Origin of the sequence: Humibacillus sp. DSM 29435 (assembly GCF_001758225.1) — a bacterium.
Classification (GTDB): Bacteria; Actinomycetota; Actinomycetes; order Actinomycetales; family Dermatophilaceae; genus DSM-29435.
Genome location: NZ_MAST01000006.1, coordinates 63554 through 79265, shown reverse-complemented (window position 1 = coordinate 79265; position 15712 = coordinate 63554). Strand labels below are relative to the sequence as shown.

The 15712-nt window shown below is 69.0% G+C and carries 17 protein-coding genes and 1 tRNA gene; 10 read left to right on the top strand and 8 right to left on the bottom strand.

Annotated features, from left to right (window positions below; all coding sequences use genetic code 11):
* Positions 1-28: 28 nt before the first annotated feature.
* On the bottom strand, positions 29-1288 hold the full coding sequence (gene glgC / locus BA895_RS05720; protein ID WP_070190937.1) for a glucose-1-phosphate adenylyltransferase: 1260 nt from the start codon (positions 1286-1288) through the stop codon (positions 29-31).
* Between the two features lie 254 nt (positions 1289-1542).
* Between glgC and BA895_RS05710 the strand changes: the two genes are divergently transcribed.
* Positions 1543-2553, top strand: a complete 1011-nt coding sequence (locus tag BA895_RS05710) for a putative sugar O-methyltransferase (protein ID WP_070190935.1) — start codon at positions 1543-1545, stop codon at positions 2551-2553.
* 14 nt (positions 2554-2567) lie between these two features.
* Positions 2568-3770, top strand: coding sequence for a glycogen synthase (glgA, locus tag BA895_RS05705; protein ID WP_070190934.1), 1203 nt, complete (start codon positions 2568-2570; stop codon positions 3768-3770).
* 20 nt (positions 3771-3790) lie between these two features.
* Here the strand turns inward: glgA and BA895_RS05700 are convergent, their stop codons facing one another.
* A complete protein-coding gene (locus BA895_RS05700) occupies positions 3791-4522 on the bottom strand; it encodes a PIG-L deacetylase family protein (RefSeq protein ID WP_070190933.1) in 732 nt (243 codons plus the stop codon).
* Between the two features lie 54 nt (positions 4523-4576).
* Between BA895_RS05700 and BA895_RS05695 the strand changes: the two genes are divergently transcribed.
* Positions 4577-5023, top strand: coding sequence for a pilus assembly protein CpaE (locus BA895_RS05695; RefSeq protein ID WP_070190932.1), 447 nt, complete (start codon positions 4577-4579; stop codon positions 5021-5023).
* A 10-nt stretch (positions 5024-5033) separates the two neighbouring features.
* On the opposite strand, the gene BA895_RS05690 is transcribed toward BA895_RS05695, so the two are convergent.
* Complete coding sequence (locus BA895_RS05690; protein WP_070190931.1) at positions 5034-5801, bottom strand: hypothetical protein; 768 nt, start codon at positions 5799-5801, stop codon at positions 5034-5036.
* 60 nt (positions 5802-5861) lie between these two features.
* Here BA895_RS05690 and BA895_RS05685 point away from each other — a divergent pair, with 60 nt between their 5' ends.
* The 5 genes from BA895_RS05685 to BA895_RS05665 all read left to right on the top strand — a co-directional run bounded on the left by BA895_RS05685 (position 5862) and on the right by BA895_RS05665 (position 10340).
* The gene (locus tag BA895_RS05685; protein WP_070190930.1) at positions 5862-6647 is read left to right on the top strand and encodes an ABC transporter ATP-binding protein; all 786 of its coding nucleotides are present in this window, start codon (positions 5862-5864) and stop codon (positions 6645-6647) included.
* A 158-nt stretch (positions 6648-6805) separates the two neighbouring features.
* Positions 6806-7252 carry an NfeD family protein gene (locus BA895_RS05680; protein ID WP_070190929.1) on the top strand — a complete coding sequence of 149 codons (447 nt, stop codon included), beginning with the start codon at positions 6806-6808 and terminating at the stop codon, positions 7250-7252.
* A 103-nt stretch (positions 7253-7355) separates the two neighbouring features.
* Positions 7356-8579, top strand: coding sequence for an SPFH domain-containing protein (locus BA895_RS05675; protein ID WP_070190928.1), 1224 nt, complete (start codon positions 7356-7358; stop codon positions 8577-8579).
* A gap of 121 nt (positions 8580-8700) precedes the next feature.
* Complete coding sequence (locus tag BA895_RS05670; protein ID WP_070190927.1) at positions 8701-9480, top strand: sulfite exporter TauE/SafE family protein; 780 nt, start codon at positions 8701-8703, stop codon at positions 9478-9480.
* A 53-nt stretch (positions 9481-9533) separates the two neighbouring features.
* Positions 9534-10340, top strand: coding sequence for an RNA methyltransferase (locus BA895_RS05665; RefSeq protein WP_070190986.1), 807 nt, complete (start codon positions 9534-9536; stop codon positions 10338-10340).
* On the opposite strand, the gene BA895_RS05660 is transcribed toward BA895_RS05665, so the two are convergent.
* From BA895_RS05660 to BA895_RS05645, 4 genes are all read right to left on the bottom strand, one after another.
* Positions 10330-10728, bottom strand: a complete 399-nt coding sequence (locus BA895_RS05660) for a DUF3037 domain-containing protein (protein ID WP_070190926.1) — start codon at positions 10726-10728, stop codon at positions 10330-10332. The two genes, BA895_RS05665 and BA895_RS05660, sit on opposite strands and share 11 nt — an antisense overlap.
* Positions 10704-11486, bottom strand: a complete 783-nt coding sequence (locus BA895_RS05655) for a HipA family kinase (RefSeq protein ID WP_070190925.1) — start codon at positions 11484-11486, stop codon at positions 10704-10706. Before BA895_RS05655 ends, BA895_RS05660 begins: the two co-directional genes overlap by 25 nt.
* 4 nt (positions 11487-11490) lie before the next feature.
* A complete protein-coding gene (locus tag BA895_RS05650) occupies positions 11491-12756 on the bottom strand; it encodes an MFS transporter (protein WP_070190924.1) in 1266 nt (421 codons plus the stop codon).
* A gap of 94 nt (positions 12757-12850) precedes the next feature.
* Positions 12851-12936, bottom strand: a tRNA-Leu gene (locus BA895_RS05645).
* Between the two features lie 122 nt (positions 12937-13058).
* Between BA895_RS05645 and BA895_RS05640 the strand changes: the two genes are divergently transcribed.
* A complete protein-coding gene (locus tag BA895_RS05640) occupies positions 13059-14405 on the top strand; it encodes a M20/M25/M40 family metallo-hydrolase (protein ID WP_070190923.1) in 1347 nt (448 codons plus the stop codon).
* Between the two features lie 19 nt (positions 14406-14424).
* Here the strand turns inward: BA895_RS05640 and BA895_RS05635 are convergent, their stop codons facing one another.
* Entirely contained in the window at positions 14425-14610 is a 186-nt protein-coding gene (locus tag BA895_RS05635; RefSeq protein ID WP_083283024.1) for a DUF5703 family protein, read from the bottom strand.
* Between the two features lie 140 nt (positions 14611-14750).
* Here BA895_RS05635 and BA895_RS05630 point away from each other — a divergent pair, with 140 nt between their 5' ends.
* On the top strand, positions 14751-15602 hold the full coding sequence (locus tag BA895_RS05630; protein WP_070190921.1) for an LppX_LprAFG lipoprotein: 852 nt from the start codon (positions 14751-14753) through the stop codon (positions 15600-15602).
* The last annotated feature ends 110 nt before the right edge of the window (positions 15603-15712 follow it).

Here is a 15712-nt window from a genome sequence, read left to right as displayed (position 1 = left end):
TCTCGGCTCGATCCCGACGTTGGTCGGGTCACGCGGTGACGACCTGCCCCTTGCCGACAACGACGATTCCGCTCTCGGTGACGTGGAAGCCCCGAGCGCGGTCGTGCTCGTGGTCGACCCCGATGTGAACGCCCTCGGGCACGACGACGTTCTTGTCGATGATGGCCCTGCGGATCTGGGCGTGGCGATGCACCGTCACGCCGTCGAGCACCACGGAGCCCTGGATGCTGGCGTAGGAGTGCACTCGGACGAGGGGCGAGAGCACCGACGAGTAGATGTGCGCGCCAGAGACCACCACTCCCGGCGACACTGCGGAGTTGAGCGCCTCGCCGATGCGGTCGCCGCTGCCATGCACGAACTTGGCAGGCGGGTAGGGACTGTGGCTGGTGTAGATCGGCCAGTCGTAGTTGTAGAGGTTGAAGATGGGGTGCACCGAGATGAGGTCCATGTGGGCGTCGTAGTACGAGTCGATCGTGCCGACGTCGCGCCAGTAGGCCCGGTCGCGGTCGGTGGCGCCGGGAACGTCGTTCTCGCCGAAGTCGTAGACCGCAGCCTCTCCGCGGCTGACGAAGTCGGGAACGATGTCGCCACCCATGTCGTGCTTGCTGCCCTCGCGCACGTCGTCGCGGATGACGGCTGCCTCGAGCGCATCGGCGGTGAAGACGTAGTTGCCCATCGAGGCGAGGATCTCGTTCGGGTTGTCGGGGAGCCCTGCCGGGTCGCTCGGCTTCTCACGGAACGCAGCGATCTTCGTGGGCTGCTCGGGGTCGACCTCGATGACGCCGAACTGGTCGGCCATCGAGATCGGCTGCCGGATGGCGGCCACCGTGCAGGCCGCGCCCGACTCGATGTGCTGCTCGACCATCTGGCTGAAGTCCATGCGATAGACGTGGTCGGCGCCGACGACCACGACGATGTCGGGCTTCTCGTCGTGGACCAGGTTGAGGCTCTGGTAGATCGCGTCGGCGCTGCCCAGGAACCAGTTCTTGTCGACCCGCTGCTGCGCGGGCACGGTGGTGATGTAGTTGCCGAGCAGGGTCGACAGGCGCCAGGTGCGGGTGACGTGCGCGTCTAGGCTGTGCGACTTGTACTGCGTCAGCACGACGACCTTGCGGTACTCGGAGTTGACGACGTTCGACAGGGCCAGGTCGATGAGCCGATAGATGCCACCGAACGGAACCGCGGGTTTGGCCCGGTCAGCCGTGAGCGGCATGAGCCGTTTGCCCTCACCTCCAGCGAGCACGATCGCGAGAACCTTGGGACCTGCGTTAGCGCTTCGTCGGGCCATGGCAGTCACCCTAGCCACAATCGTGTGGTGGATCACCCCCGGACCACGGCCACGTCACCTACCCTCGACGCGTGGCCATCGCCCCCTTCCATCATCGCCTCGCACACCGGGTCGGACGCCGTCTCAGCCGAGTCGGCGCCCCTGCTCCCGGATCCGCCCAACCGGGCCCGGCGCGTGAGCCGGCCCCCGCTCCGCGACCGCCGGACCAACACGGCATCCACGACCGGTCGGACGAGGATCCGCGATGGGAGGCGATGACCGCCCGCTCCCTCGAGGGGCTCGCAGACTGCGATCCGCGCTACCGACCGACGAACTTCTGGGGTCCTGGCCTCGAGCAGTTGCTGGCCGACATGCGAGGGCACGGCCTGAGCCGTTTCAAGTCGTGGCCGACAGCCGGCTTCTGGTTCTATCCCGTCTACGGCAACGGCTTCAGCTACGCACGCATCGACGCACTGCTCCCTCGGGCCCAGGAGATCAACCCCCGGGTGACCGCGCAGTGGCTGCGCAAGTCGCTCACCGGCGGTGTCGAAGCCGGGCGTGACTTCGACGCAGCCCGACTCGGCTGGGACCAGAACCGTTGGCCGTTCGACCTCGAGGGGTTCGGGGAGAGCACCGTCGGCGAGCCCCCCCAGCGCTACTCCGTCTCTCCTGCTCCAGACGTCCGTCACGGTCGTCCCTACCTGAACTACCTGCTGTGCCTGGCCGCGTTGAGCCGCCACGTCACCGAGCCGCCCCGGTCGTTCCTCGAGCTCGGCGGGGGCTACGGGGTGCTCGGCGAGATCGTGATGTCGCGCGACCCCGAGGCCCGGTACGTCAACCTCGACATCCCGCCGCTGCTGACCGTCGGCACCTACTACCTGACCGAGCTGTTCGGTCGCGACCGGGTGCTCGGTCCGGACGACGTGGCCGAGACCGGTGAGCTGCACGTGCCGAAGTCGGGGTGCCTGCCCAACTGGCGGCTGCCCGACCTGACCGGTCGCTACGACGTGTTCGTCAACTCCTACTCCTTCCAGGAGATGGAGCCCGACGTCGTCGAGCACTACGTCGACCGCATCTGCGAGATCGGCCCGGGCTACGTGGTGTCGCTCAACTCGACCAAGGGCAAACCGAAGAAGTCCGACGGTCACGAGATCGGGGTGGTCGAGCCGGTGACCTCGGCGCGCATCATCACGATGTTCGAAGCGCGGGGCTATGTGCTGCTGAGCACCTACCAGCGCCCGTTGATCATCAGCGCCGGTGAGATCGCGGTGCTGCGCAGGAAGTGACTAGTCTCACTCTTGTGCGCGTCGACATCCTCAGCAAGGAATATCCACCGGCCATCTACGGAGGGGCTGGGGTCCATGTGGCCGAGCTCGTCCGGGCCCTACGCGAGCGCGGTGACGTGGAGGTGCAGGTCCGCTGTTTCGGCGAGCCCCGTGACGAACCCGACACGACGGCCTACCCCGACCTGGCCGAGCTCGCCTCGTCCAACGCGGCCCTCAAGACCCTGGGGGTCGACCTGACGATGGCCGGCGACTGCGTCGGCGCCGATATCGTGCATTCGCATACGTGGTACGCCAACTTCGGCGGACACCTCGCCTCACTGCTCGGCGGGATGCCGCACGTCGTGACCGCCCACTCGCTGGAGCCGATGCGCCCCTGGAAGGCCGAGCAGCTCGGTGGCGGCTACCGAGTGTCGTCGTTCGCCGAGCGCACGGCCTACGAGGGTGCGGCAGCGGTCGTCGCCGTGAGCGCAGGGATGCGAGCCGACATCCTGCGCAGCTACCCGAGCCTCGACCCGGAGCGGGTTCACGTCGTGCACAACGGGATCGACTCTCAGCTGTGGTCGTGCGACCGTTCCGACGACGCCCGTGAGACGGTGGTCCGCCACGGCATCGACCCAGATCGGCCGTCCGTGGTGTTCGTCGGCCGCATCACCCGCCAGAAGGGCCTGCCGTACCTGTTGCGGGCCTGTGCCGAGCTTCCACCCGAGGTTCAGATCGTTCTGTGCGCCGGCGCACCCGACACCCCGGAGATCCTGGCCGAGGTCGAACAGCTGGTGGCCGACCTGCGACAGGGCCGAGAGGGAGTGGTCTGGATCTCTGACATGCTGCCTCGCTCGGAGGTCGTGGCGCTGCTCAGCCACGGCACGGTGTTCGCGTGCCCGTCGGTCTACGAGCCGCTCGGCATCGTCAACCTCGAGGCGATGGCGTGTGAGCTGGCGGTGGTCGCCACGGCGACCGGTGGCATCCCCGAGGTCGTCGTCGACGGGCAGACCGGCTGGCTCGTGCCGATCGACCAGGTCACCGACGGCACCGGCATCCCGGTCGACCCAGAGGCGTTCATCGCCGACCTCGCCGCCGCGCTCACCGAGGCGGTGTCCGACCCTGACCGGGCGCGCCAGTTCGGCCTGGCCGGACGCGAACGGGCCGTCGAGTCGTTCTCGTGGTCGACGATCGGTGACCGCACCCTGGAGGTCTACCGCACGGTGCTGGACCACTAGCCAGCTGAACGGGGGTGTGGTCAGCCGAGCAGCCGCCCGAGCAGGGCGTGCTCCACGCCCAGCGGCTCGGCGCCTGCTCCGAGAATCCTCGACAACAGCTCGGCGGGGGTGGGATAGCTCGGACCCAGCGCAGTCAGGTACTGCTCGTGGGCCGACAAGGACTCGACGGCCGCGTCGAAGTGGCCGGTGACGTCGACGAAGTGGGTCGGTGCGGGGTCGTTGCAGGCGAACACCTGCTTGGGCGACCAGGGCTCGTGCCCCTCGTCGACCAGCTCGGGGAAGATCCAGCGGTTGCCGGCATCCGCGCGGGCATCGATGACCGCCAGACCCACGGCGCGGTGGTCGGCCTGGTTCAGACCGCCGCCGGCGAACGACTCCTCGTGCGTGAGACTCAGGATCAGATCCGGACGGCGAATGCGGATCTGTCGGGCCAGGGCTCGGCGAAGCGCAAGCCCGTACTCGACCGTGCCGTCTGAGAAGCCGTCGAGGAAGTCGACGACGTCGACGCCGACCGCCGCAGCCCCGTCTCGCTCCTCCTGCTCGCGCGTCGGCCCTGCCCGGTCGGGCGACATCGTGTCGATCCCCGCCTCGCCTCGGGTGGCCAGCAGGTACGTGACGGTCTTACCTGCGCGCACCCACTTGTCGACGGCGGCGGCGGCACCGTACTCGAGGTCGTCGGGGTGGGCTGCGACGCAGAGCACCGACTGGAAGCTGCTCTCGTCGAGGGGTACGGACAAGGTCTCACTCGGCATGCTCCCAATCTAGGCACCCGTTGAGGCCACGTCGATCAGATGTGAGGATGAAGCATGCTGACCATCGAGCTCGCCCGCCGTCTCATCGAGTCGGGCGTGGAGTGGACGCCCTCGACCGGTGACCGGTTCGTGCTGTCGGTACCCGGCATGGAGGGGGACGTCTTCGTCATCAGTGAGCTGACCGTCGACGTGCACCACTTCGCGAGCGGCGACGTGCTCGGGTTCAACGGCACCACCGAGTGGGCGCTCGACAGCATCGAGCAGAGCAAGGTGATCTGGCTACCCCGAGAAGACCAGCTTCGCGAGCTGGCCGGTGATGGCTTCGTCAGCCTCGAGCGCATCGAAGGTGGGTATGCGGTGGTGCTCCGCACCCGCTCGGGTGTGCTGGAGCGTTGCGTCGACATCGATGCCGAGCGGGCCTACGCGCGTGCAGTGCTGCTGCGGCAGAACGATGAGCGCGGTGAGCGGACGGTGGAGGGGAACGACGAAGGAGCTGCCTGACGTCGGCTCGTCAGCGATCGGGCCGCCAGCCGGCGATCGTCATGACCGCGATGTTGGTGGCGTCGGTGAGGGCGTCATCGGCGTCGGCCGCCACTGCCCGCAGCAGGAGGCCACGCGAGGTGGCGGTGGCAGCGTCCAGGCCGCCGGAACCCAGTGAAGTCAGCGCCCCGGTGCGGTGCGCCACCCTCGAGACGTCGGCCGCGAGCGCCATCACCGTGAGCGCTCGGCCCGGGGTGGAGCCGGGCACTGCCCAGAGCGTGGTACCGCCCCGTGACTCGATGTCGGCGCGTGCGTCGGCTCCCCACGGTGCGCCGCCGACCGACTCGAAGTGCTGGGCGTGCTCGGACAGGCGCGCCAGCAGGGTGCGGTGCACCTGGCGTAGGTCGAGCATCTCCAGACGGTGTCGGGGCACCGGGTCGGCCTCGAAAGCCGTCCAGTCGGCGCGCACCCCGACGTCGCCCTCAGGCCCGAACTCCGAGAGGGTCGGCACGAGCACGCCACCGATGCCGGGCACGAAGACACACTCGCCCACGTCGGTGGCGAGGGCGGAGGCGGCCAGCGAGCCGGGCGGCATCCGACTGGTGTCGCCCGGGCGGGGGAGGGCCACGAAGAGCGCCCGTTCTCCCAGCTCGTTCCAGAGCTCGAGCCGGGCCAGGTCGCCGGCCACGTGGTCGAGGTCGGGAAACGACCGGGCCAGCGACTGGACGAGCGGTGGGCCACCGTTCCACGAGTGCGTCACCCACAGCGCGAGGCGCACGGAGGCGGGCAGCTCGGGCATCTGGCCATCGTAGGGTGCGCCCCCCGGACGAGTGGGGCGCCGTGCCATAGGGTCGGGGCCATGAGTGACGTCCTTGCCTTCGCTGGTGTCACCGTGCGTCGTGGTGCCGCAACCCTTCTCGACGAGGTCGACTGGGAGGTGGAGGAGGGCGAACGCTGGGTGGTGCTCGGAGCCAACGGTGCCGGGAAGACGACGCTGCTACAGATTGCCGCTGCGCGCATGCACCCCACCAGTGGTGTGGCCGGCATCCTCGGAGAGGTGCTCGGAGCCGTCGACGTCTTCGAGCTGAGACCCCGTATCGGCCTGGCCAGCTCGTCGATGGCAGAACGCATCCCGAGTGGCGAGCTCGTCGGCAACGTCGTCGTCACCGCTTCCTACGGCATCATCGGCCGGTGGCACGAACAGTACGAGCCGGCCGACTATGTGCGCGCCATGACGTTGCTGAGAACGCTCGGCGCCGACCACTTGGCCGATCGCAAGTACGGCACGCTGAGCGAGGGCGAACGCAAGCGGGTGCAGATCGCGCGGGCCCTGATGACCGACCCCGAGCTGATGCTGCTCGACGAGCCGGCGGCCGGGCTCGACCTCGGAGGGCGCGAAGACCTGGTCCGGCGCCTGGGCCGGCTCGCTGCCGACATCGAGGCGCCGGCGATGGTGCTCGTGACCCACCACGTCGAGGAGATCCCGCCGTCGTTCACCGACGTGCTCATGATCCGAGACGGCCGGGTCGTCGCAGCGGGCCCGATCGAGACCACCCTCACCGAGGCCAACCTCTCCGAGACGTTCGGGCTGCCCTTGGTGCTCGAGCGCCACGGTGAGCGCTGGTCGGCCCGAGCCCGCGCCTGAGCCGGGTCTGGGCCGGGTCTGACCCCTGCTTCGTGACCGCCTCGTTGCCAACCCGCCGTTGAGCCCATGGGGAACTAAGGCAGACTGGTAAACGTCTCACAGGTGAGGCGCGTTACGGGCTCGACCCGCAACCGCTCGACAGAAGGCAGGGTGACACGATGTTTGACGGACAGGCTGCACTGGTGTGGCTGGGGATCGCGTTGGTACTCGTCGCGATCGAAGCAGCCACGGTGGACTTCACGTTCCTGATGATCGGCGGAGGTGCGCTCGGAGGCTCCGTTGCCGCAGCGTTCGGTGCGCCGTTCTCCATCCAGGCCATCGTCGCCGTTGTCGTGGCTGTCGGGCTGCTGCTCGTGGTTCGTCCGTGGATGCATCGTCGGTTCAAGCGTGGGCCGGTCGAGCTGATGGGCACCTCCGCGCACCTGGGCCGCTCGGCTGTCGTGATCGAACGGGTGTCCACCTCGGCAGGCACGGTGAAGCTGGCCGGTGACACCTGGACGGCCCGAACCTCGGGCGACAGCATCGAGGAAGGCCAGGAGGTCGTCGTCGAGCGTATTGACGGTGCCACCGCCGTGGTCAGCCGGGTTCCGGCGATCGACCGCTGACCCGCTGCTGGCCAAGCTCGACGCCCCACCGACATCGAGGACGTGCCGACCGGCACGTCCGCAACCGCCCGCGCCTCGCGCAGGGCAGAACAGGGAGAAGGCCGTGGACCCGGTACTCGTCATTCCGCTGCTCCTCATCATCGTCGCCATCATCATCGTCGTGCGTACGGTTCGGATCGTGCCGCAACAGACGGCGCAGATCGTCGAGCGCCTCGGTGGCTACAACAAGACCCTGACGGCGGGGCTGCACTTCCTGATCCCGTTCGTCGACAAGGTGCGCGCCAACATCGACCTGCGCGAGCAGGTCGTCACCTTCCCGCCGCAGCCGGTGATCACCTCCGACAACCTCGTGGTCAGCATCGACACCGTCATCTACTACGCGGTCACCGATGCCAAGGCAGCGGTCTACGAGATCGCCAACTTCATCCAGGGCATCGAGCAGCTCACCGTCACCACCTTGCGCAACGTCATCGGCTCGCTCGACCTCGAGCAGACCCTGACCAGCCGCGACCAGATCAACGGTCAGCTGCGCGGCGTGCTCGACGAGGCCACCGGCCAGTGGGGCATCCGCGTCAGCCGCGTCGAGCTGAAGGCCATCGACCCGCCGCACTCGGTGCAGGACTCGATGGAGAAGCAGATGCGCGCCGAGCGTGACCGTCGTGCCGCCATCCTGACCGCCGAGGGCTTCAAGCAGTCGGCCATCCTCACCGCCGAGGGTGAGAAGCAGAGCTCGATCCTGCGCGCTGAGGGTTCGGCGCAGGCCCGCATCCTGGAGGCCCAGGGCCAGGCTCGCGCCATCTCGCAGGTCTTCACGGCGATCCACCGTGGCAAGCCCACCCAGAAGCTGCTCGCCTACCAGTACCTGCAGGTGCTGCCGCAGCTCGCTCGCGGCGACTCGAACAAGATGTGGATCATTCCCTCCGAGCTGACCGACGCCCTCAAGGGCATCGGCAACGCGCTCGGCGGCACCGACGAGGGGCCGGCCCGCGACGACGAGCTCGACTGGGTCGACACGGGAGAGGGCGATGCTGACGCGTTCGGTGACACGGTGCTGGCCGACCCCGCCAAGGCTCTCGCGGAGGCTCGCGAAGAGGCAGCAAAGCTCAGCGCCGAGTCAACCGAGCACAATGCACCCCCCGCACGTCAGAAGGCCCCCGTGTCTCCGGCGGCCCCGGTGACACCGGCGGCCCTGCCGCAGGCGACCGCACCGGCGGCCCCGCTGCCGCCCAGCCCAGCCGTCTCGGAACCGCCCATGCCGCCTGCCCCGCAGATCACCGACCTTCCGGCAACCGGCCCGTCGACGGGGGAGCAGACGCCTCCTCGCTGAGCCTCCCTGGCAGTCAGCTCAGATTGGAATCGGCCTTCGCCCCTGTGGCGGAGGCCGATTCCGCCTTCTCGGACGGGTCCGGATGTACGAGGCCCCCGGTTCGTGCTTGTAGGGTGACCCGGTGTCGTTCTGGTCTGCTGTCGCCGTCGCCTTTGCCGGTATGGCAGCGGGCATGATCAACGTGGTGGTCGGCTCCGGCACTCTCATCACCTTCCCCACCCTGCTCTTCTTCGGGGTCAACCCGCTCGTGGCGAACGTCTCGAACAACATCGGCCTCGTCGCCGGGGGAGTGACGGGCTCGTGGGGCTACCGCCACGAGCTGACCGGTCAGGCGCCGACCCTGAGACGGCTCATGCCGCTCTCGTTCGTCGGCTCGGTCGTCGGCGCCGGCCTGCTGCTGGTGCTGCCGGCCACCGCCTTCAAGGCCATCGTGCCGATCCTGATCCTCATCGCGCTCATTCTGGTGGTCGCCGGCCCCCGCCTGCAGGCGCGGTCGCAGCGCCAGGCCCAGGACGGTGATCGCTCCACTCCCTCGTGGCACGCCCCGGCGATGGGCGTCGGGGTGTTCGTGGCGGGCATGTACGGCGGCTACTTCGGGGCCGCCCAGGGCGTGCTGCTGATGGGCCTGTTCAGTGCGCTCAGCTCTGAGTCCCTTCAGCGTCTCAACGGCTACAAGAACGTGCTCGCGCTCGTGGTCAACGTCGTCGCCGCTGCCGTGTTCCTGCTCTTCGCGCGCGACAGCATCGACTGGCTCGTGGTGCTGCTGGTGGGCGGCGGGGCCTTCGTCGGCGGCATCGTCGGCGCCCGCGTCGGTCGCCGGATCCCGCCGCCGGTGCTGCGAGCCCTCATCATCACCATCGGCCTCGTCGCGATCATCAAGCTGATCTGGTTCACCGCCTGAGCGCAGGCTGATGCCGGGCGTCGGTCGACCCGAGCGGCGACTACGGTGTGCACGTGCCGATCGAGATCACCGACGCGTCCGACCCTCGACTCGCCGACTACGTCTCGCTGACCGATGTGGCCCTGCGGCGGCGCATCGAGCCCGAACGGGGCCTCTACATCGCCGAGAGCCAGAAGGTCATCCGGCGAGCACTGCGTGCCGGCCACCGACCCCGTTCGTACCTGATGGCGTGGCGCTGGGTCGATGACCTGGCCGACCTGGTCGAGCGGGCCGAGAGCGATGGGGTGCCGGTCTACGTCGCAGCCCATGACGTGATCGAGGCGCGTACCGGCTTCCACCTGCACCGCGGTGCCCTCGCGTCGATGCAGCGTCCGGAGCTGCCGACCGTGGCTGCGGTCATCAGCGCGGCTCGGCGGGTGGTCGTCATCGAGGATGTCGTCGACCACACGAACGTCGGAGCCATCTTTCGTAGCGCCGCCGCGCTCGGAGCGGATGCCGTGCTCGTGTCACCGCGTTGCGCCGACCCGCTCTACCGCAGGGCGATTCGCGTCTCGATGGGCACCGTGTTCCAGGTGCCGTGGACCCGGATCGACCCGTGGCCGGCCGGTGTCGACGAGCTACGGGTGGCCGGCTTCACCATCGTGGCGATGGCACTGACCGACGAGTCGGTCGGTCTGGAAGAGCTGGCCTCGGCGCCGCCCGAGCGTCTCGCCCTGGTCGTCGGGGCTGAGGGTGACGGGCTCTCGGCTCACACCATCGCCGCCGCCGACGTCACCGTGCGTATCCCGATGGCAGGGGGGGTCGACTCGCTCAACGTCGGTGCCGCCGCTGCGGTGGCGATGTGGGCGCTCAGGCCCTGACCAGTCGAACGAGGAGGCGCTCGAGCTCGATCGTCGGATCGGCGCAGAGCCCCCCGTGCACCGGCCCCGGCTGCACGACGGTCGACCGTGGGGCGATGATCCAGCCGAACCGCTGCCCGGCCCGCTCGAAGACGGGCCGGCCACGACCGGGCTCACCGCGGCACACGGCCCTGATCTGCTCGAGCATGGCGCGCACGCCGTCGAGGTCGCACGTGGGGCAGAGCGCCGCCGCGCGGGCGGCGTCGATCTCCCAGGCTGCTTCGAGAAACCCCGCGTCCTGTGCGTAGAGCACCACGCCGACGTTGATGAACTCCTCGCGGTCGACGCGCGGAACGAGTCGCAACGACACGTACTGGTAGCCGATCACGACGGCGCCCCGGGCAACCACGCCGCAGGGCTGGCCAGTCGGGCAGTGAGCATCTCGCGGTACGCCGTGCGCACCGCTGCGGCATCGGGCAGGTCGGCAGTGGGCTCCAGCCACTCGGTCGGCACCGACTCGACCACGGTCGACACGGCATCCGGCGTGAGGCGCTCGGCGAGCTCGGTGTGGCGCCTCGACACGTCGCCTCCCACCCGTCGGAGCACGTGCCTGCTCGCGTCGAAGGGCTGGGCGGCGAAACGTTGCGGTGAGGGCGGGCGGCTGGGCCACGAGTGGTGGAAGTAGAGGGCGGCGCCGTGGTCGATGGCCCAGGTGCGACCGCGCCACACGAGCAGGTTGGGGTTGCTCCAGGTGCGGTCGACGTTTGCCGTGACGGCATCGAGCCAGACGATCCGTTCGGCGAGGTCGACCGTGGGCGGCTGGGAACCGTCGTAGCCGAGTGAGCCGGGTAGGAAGTCGACGCCAAGATTGGTGCCCACCGACGCGGTCAGCAGGTCCTGTACCTCCTCGTCGGCCTCGTACTTCGCGATCCGCGCATCGAGGTGCACCACGGCGAGCGCGGGCACCGGTACCTCGATGAGGGCAGCCAGACCGGCCACCACGATCTCCGCGACGAGCACCTTCAGCCCCTGCCCCGCCCCACGAAACTTCAGCACGTAGGTTCCGTCGTCAGAAGCCTCGACGATGCCGGGCAGCGACCCCCCTTCCTTGAGCGGCGTGACGTAGCGGGTGGCGGTCACCACGGGAAGGCCGTCGGGGGCAAGCACGCGGTCAGCCTAGTGGCCGGGTCTCGTCGGCCCGGCTCACTCGCTGCCACAGGGGCCCGATACCGAGAGCCAGCGCGAGGTAGAGCCCGGCGAACACGACGAAGGGCCACCAGGCCAGGCCGGATGCCGGCAGCAGCACGGCGCCCGCCCCGGCGGCCACCACTAGGCCGGCGTTGTACATCACGTCGTAGACCGAGAAGGCCCGCCCCAGGAGGTGGTCGGGCACGTGCGTCTGAAGCAGGCTGTCGACCGTGATCTTGACGCCCTGGGAGCTGATGCCGACCACGAACCCCAAGGCGCTGATGCTCCCCGGTGTCAGCCACGGCCCGAGGGTGATGCATCCCAGCGCGCCGACGGCGAGCACCCCGGCGGCGTAGCGGATCGCGCCGACCTTCGGAAGCAGCCAGGGCGTGACAAAGGCGGCCAGCGCGAACCCGGCGGCGGCCGCAGCGGCCGCCACTGCGATCGCCATGGCCTGGCCATCGGGCGTCGTCGCGTGTCGGACGAGCAGCAGGGTCTGCAGCAGGAAGAACCCGAACGGCAGACGCGTGAGCAGCACGAGCGTCAGCAGCAACCGGCCCCGTCGGGGCAGGGTGCGGGCGGCCTCGACGAACCCGGCGGCCACCCGGCCCAGCAGGTGGCGCACGCCGAGAACAGCCTCCACGTCGTCGGGCCCGACGAACGGCAGACGAGCCGCCGCCCAGCTCGCGCCGGCCACCCCGACGCACGACACGAGAACCACCACCTCGTCGCTGCTCACCGTGGCCAGGCCCGTGCCGAGCGCTCCGCCGACGAGGTAGGCCAGGGTGCCGCAGGTCGGCGCCACGGAGTTCGCACTGACCAGCAGGTCACGAGAGACGACGTGGGGCAGGGCGGCAGACAGGCCGGCGAGGATGAAGCGGTTCAGCGAGAAGACGACCAGCACGGCAGCGAAGAAGCCACCGCTGACACTCGGTCGGGCGCTGAGCGCCGCCACCGCGAGCATGGCGACCAGCCGACCGAGCTGCACGACGACGAGGACGCGGCGACGGTCCCACCGGTCGAGCAACACCCCGGCGAATGGACCGATCAGGCTGTAGGGCAGCAGGATCACGGCGAACGCCATGGCGATGCTGCGGGCGTCGGCCGCCTTCTCGGGATTGAAGAGCACATGGCTGGCCAGAGCGACCTGGAAGATGCCGTCGCTGCCCTGGGAGCTGATGCGGCTGACGAACAGCCGGCGGAAGCCGCGCTGTCGCAGAAGGGCCGCCAACGCCCGCAGGAAGGTCACCCGCGCCACTGTAGGCGGCTTGCCCGCCAATGAGGGCGAGACCGGCCAACCGTCGGTCGAGCCCAGCCGGCCGGGAACAGGTGCGTTTGAACTGTGGTGTCGAGGGGGGGACTTGAACCCCCACGCCCGTTAGGGCACTAGCACCTCAAGCTAGCGCGTCTGCCATTCCGCCACCCCGACAAAGGTGTGTTGCGCGGCCTCCGTGGAGCCCGTGCAGCGAGGCGCAACGTTAGCACGACGGCGCCGCAAACCACCAACCGGGTGGAGCGGCTCGAACCGGCACGGCGACATACGCTGACGGCATGAACCACAACGACCCGACCCGTTCTGACACCCCCCAGGTGCGACCTGAGGACGAGGTGGTTCGAATCTGCTCCGACCTGATCCGTATCGACTCGACCAACTACGGTGACGGGTCGGGACCAGGGGAGCGGGCGGCCGCGGAGTACGTCATGGGCGAGCTCGCCGAGGTCGGGCTGGAGGCTGAGCTGCTCGAGAGCGAGCCGGGTCGGGCCACGGTCGTGCTGCGTCTGGAGGGGCAGGACCCGACCCGAAGCGGACTGGCCGTGCACGGACACCTCGACGTCGTTCCGGCGAACGCCGACGACTGGCAGGCAGACCCGTTCGGGGCCGAAGAGCGCGACGGCTGCATCTGGGGCAGAGGGGCGGTCGACATGAAAGACATGGACGCGATGATCCTCGCCAACATCCGCCACTTCGCCCGCACCGGCACCAAGCCGGCTCGCGACACGACCTTCGTCTTCTTCGCCGACGAGGAGGCGGGAGGCACCCACGGGAGCCACTGGCTCGTCGACCACCACCCGCAGTGGTTCGAGGGCGTGAGCGAAGCGATCAGCGAGGTGGGGGGCTACAGCGTCACGCTCGCCACGCCACAAGGGGAACGTCGGGCCTATCTGCTCCAGACCGCCGAGAAGGGGATCGCCTGGCTCAGGCTGCGTGCGCACGGCAGGGCCGGGCACGGCTCTGTGCCCAACGACGAGAACGCGATCGTGCGCCTGGCGGCTGCCATCGGCCGGATCGCCGCCCACGAATGGCCCCGCGAGTACATCGCCTCGGTGCGTGAGCTGCTCGACTCCGTCAGCGAGATCACCGCGACTCCGTACTCCGACGACGACCTCGAAGCCCTGCTCGACACCCTCGGAGGGGCGCAGGGTTTCGTGCGTGGAACGTTGCAGGACACGGCCAACGTGACCATGCTCGAGTCGGGGTACAAGCACAATGTCATCCCTCAGAGTGCGACTGCCGTCGTCGACTGCCGCTTCCTCCCCGGCCATGAGGACGACCTCATGAGCACTGTTCGAGAGCTGGCGGGCGAGCACGTCGAGGTGGAGGTCCACCACCGCGACGTCGCCATCGAGGCAGCCTTCGAGGGCGACCTCGTCGAGGCGATGAAGCAGTCGCTGCTGCGTGAGGATCCCGGTGCCGCGGTGCTGCCCTACTGCCTGTCGGGCGGAACCGACAACAAGGCACTCAGCCGTCTCGGCATCAGGGGCTACGGGTTCGCCCCGCTGCGACTGCCGGCCGACCTCGACTTCGCGCCGATGTTCCACGGGATCGACGAACGGGTACCCACGGCGTCCCTGCAGTTCGGCGCGAGGGTGCTCGGCGACTTTCTGCGCACCTGCTGACCGGGCGAGCCGGCGCTGGTCACACCGTGCGGTTGACCCGCATGATGCGTCGGCGCAGCCAGATACGTCGAACGCCACCCTCGTAGAGCACGCTGCGGGACAGCTCCCAACGGCCGTACTCCGCGTGCTCACGAACCGTCTGGCGGGCCTCCGCTTTCGGCACGTGCCGGTCGAAGGTCAGCACCTGGTACTCGTACTCGGTCATCAACGCCATTCTTGCACCGGAGGCCCCGACGTCGACGGGGTGTTCACCTCGCCTTGGTACCTTGACCCCGTCAACAGGGGACACCGTCGGGGGAACCGCACCTTCGGGGCGAGCGTTGACCAACCCAGGAGGCCTCGACCATGAGCCAACGCATCACCCTTCGCCGCGCTGCGGCGAGCGCCGTCGTTGTTCCGGCAGTGCTGCTCGCCAGCGCGTGCGGCAGCACAACACCCGGCACCACCACTCCGGGCGCCACGCAGCCCCAGTCGAGCAGCCCTGCGGCCGGGCCCAGCGACACGTCGTCGAGCGCAGCACCGAGCACGGCAGCGACCTCGTCATCTGCCGCGCCGGTCGCGAACGGAGACGTCGACAAGGCGGAGTTCATCTCGGCCCTGAAGGCCGCGGGTGCCAATGCCACCACGGCGCACGTGTCCATGTCGCTCGCGGGGGCCGGTCAGTCGATGAAGATGGACGGCGACACCAAGCTCGACGCGTCGAACCCCGCCATGGCTCTGAAGATGGCCCTGTCGGGCATGGACCTGCAGCTACGAGTGGTGGACAAGAAGGTGTACCTCAAGGGTCTGCCGAACCAGGCGGCCGGTAAGTGGGCGGTCTACGACGAGAACAGCTCCATCGGCAAGCAGATGTCGCAGGCGGCCGCGCAGTCTGACCCCAGTCGGATGTACGACCAGTTCGACAAGGGCCTGACCAAGGTCAAGAAGATCGGCACGGAGGCGGTCGACGGTGAGCAGATGGCCAAGTACGACCTCACGCTCGACACGAAGGCGTTGGGTGGGTCGGCGGCGGCTGGTGCGGCGAGCCTGCCCAAGACGGTCAGGTACACCGCGTGGATCGACTCGAAGGACCACCTGAGAAAGGTCACCTTCGGCCTGATGGGCATCACGTCGACGGTCACCATCTCGAAGTACGGCGAGCCGGTCGACATCACGGCCCCGGCGGCCAAGGACGTGGTCAAGGGCGCCGGCCTCTGACCACGAACGACCGGTGCTCGCGGGCTGCCCGGGTGAACAGGAGACGAACGACGGCGGTCGGTCGTTGGCTCGGCCGACGGCTCGGCGGGCTGCCTTCTGATGACTGGCGC

Bases quoted from the DNA above. Each gene is read 5' to 3' on its own strand.
- glgC (WP_070190937.1), bottom strand. From the start codon at position 1,288: ATGGCCCGACGAAGCGCTAACGCAGGTCCCAAGGTTCTCGCGATCGTG.
- BA895_RS05710 (WP_070190935.1), top strand. From the start codon at position 1,543: ATGACCGCCCGCTCCCTCGAGGGGCTCGCAGACTGCGATCCGCGCTAC.
- BA895_RS05700 (WP_070190933.1), bottom strand. From the start codon at position 4,522: ATGCCGAGTGAGACCTTGTCCGTACCCCTCGACGAGAGCAGCTTCCAG.
- BA895_RS05695 (WP_070190932.1), top strand. From the start codon at position 4,577: ATGCTGACCATCGAGCTCGCCCGCCGTCTCATCGAGTCGGGCGTGGAG.
- BA895_RS05690 (WP_070190931.1), bottom strand. From the start codon at position 5,801: ATGCCCGAGCTGCCCGCCTCCGTGCGCCTCGCGCTGTGGGTGACGCAC.
- BA895_RS05685 (WP_070190930.1), top strand. From the start codon at position 5,862: ATGAGTGACGTCCTTGCCTTCGCTGGTGTCACCGTGCGTCGTGGTGCC.
- BA895_RS05680 (WP_070190929.1), top strand. From the start codon at position 6,806: ATGTTTGACGGACAGGCTGCACTGGTGTGGCTGGGGATCGCGTTGGTA.
- BA895_RS05640 (WP_070190923.1), top strand. From the start codon at position 13,059: ATGAACCACAACGACCCGACCCGTTCTGACACCCCCCAGGTGCGACCT.
- BA895_RS05635 (WP_083283024.1), bottom strand. From the start codon at position 14,610: ATGACCGAGTACGAGTACCAGGTGCTGACCTTCGACCGGCACGTGCCG.
- BA895_RS05630 (WP_070190921.1), top strand. From the start codon at position 14,751: ATGAGCCAACGCATCACCCTTCGCCGCGCTGCGGCGAGCGCCGTCGTT.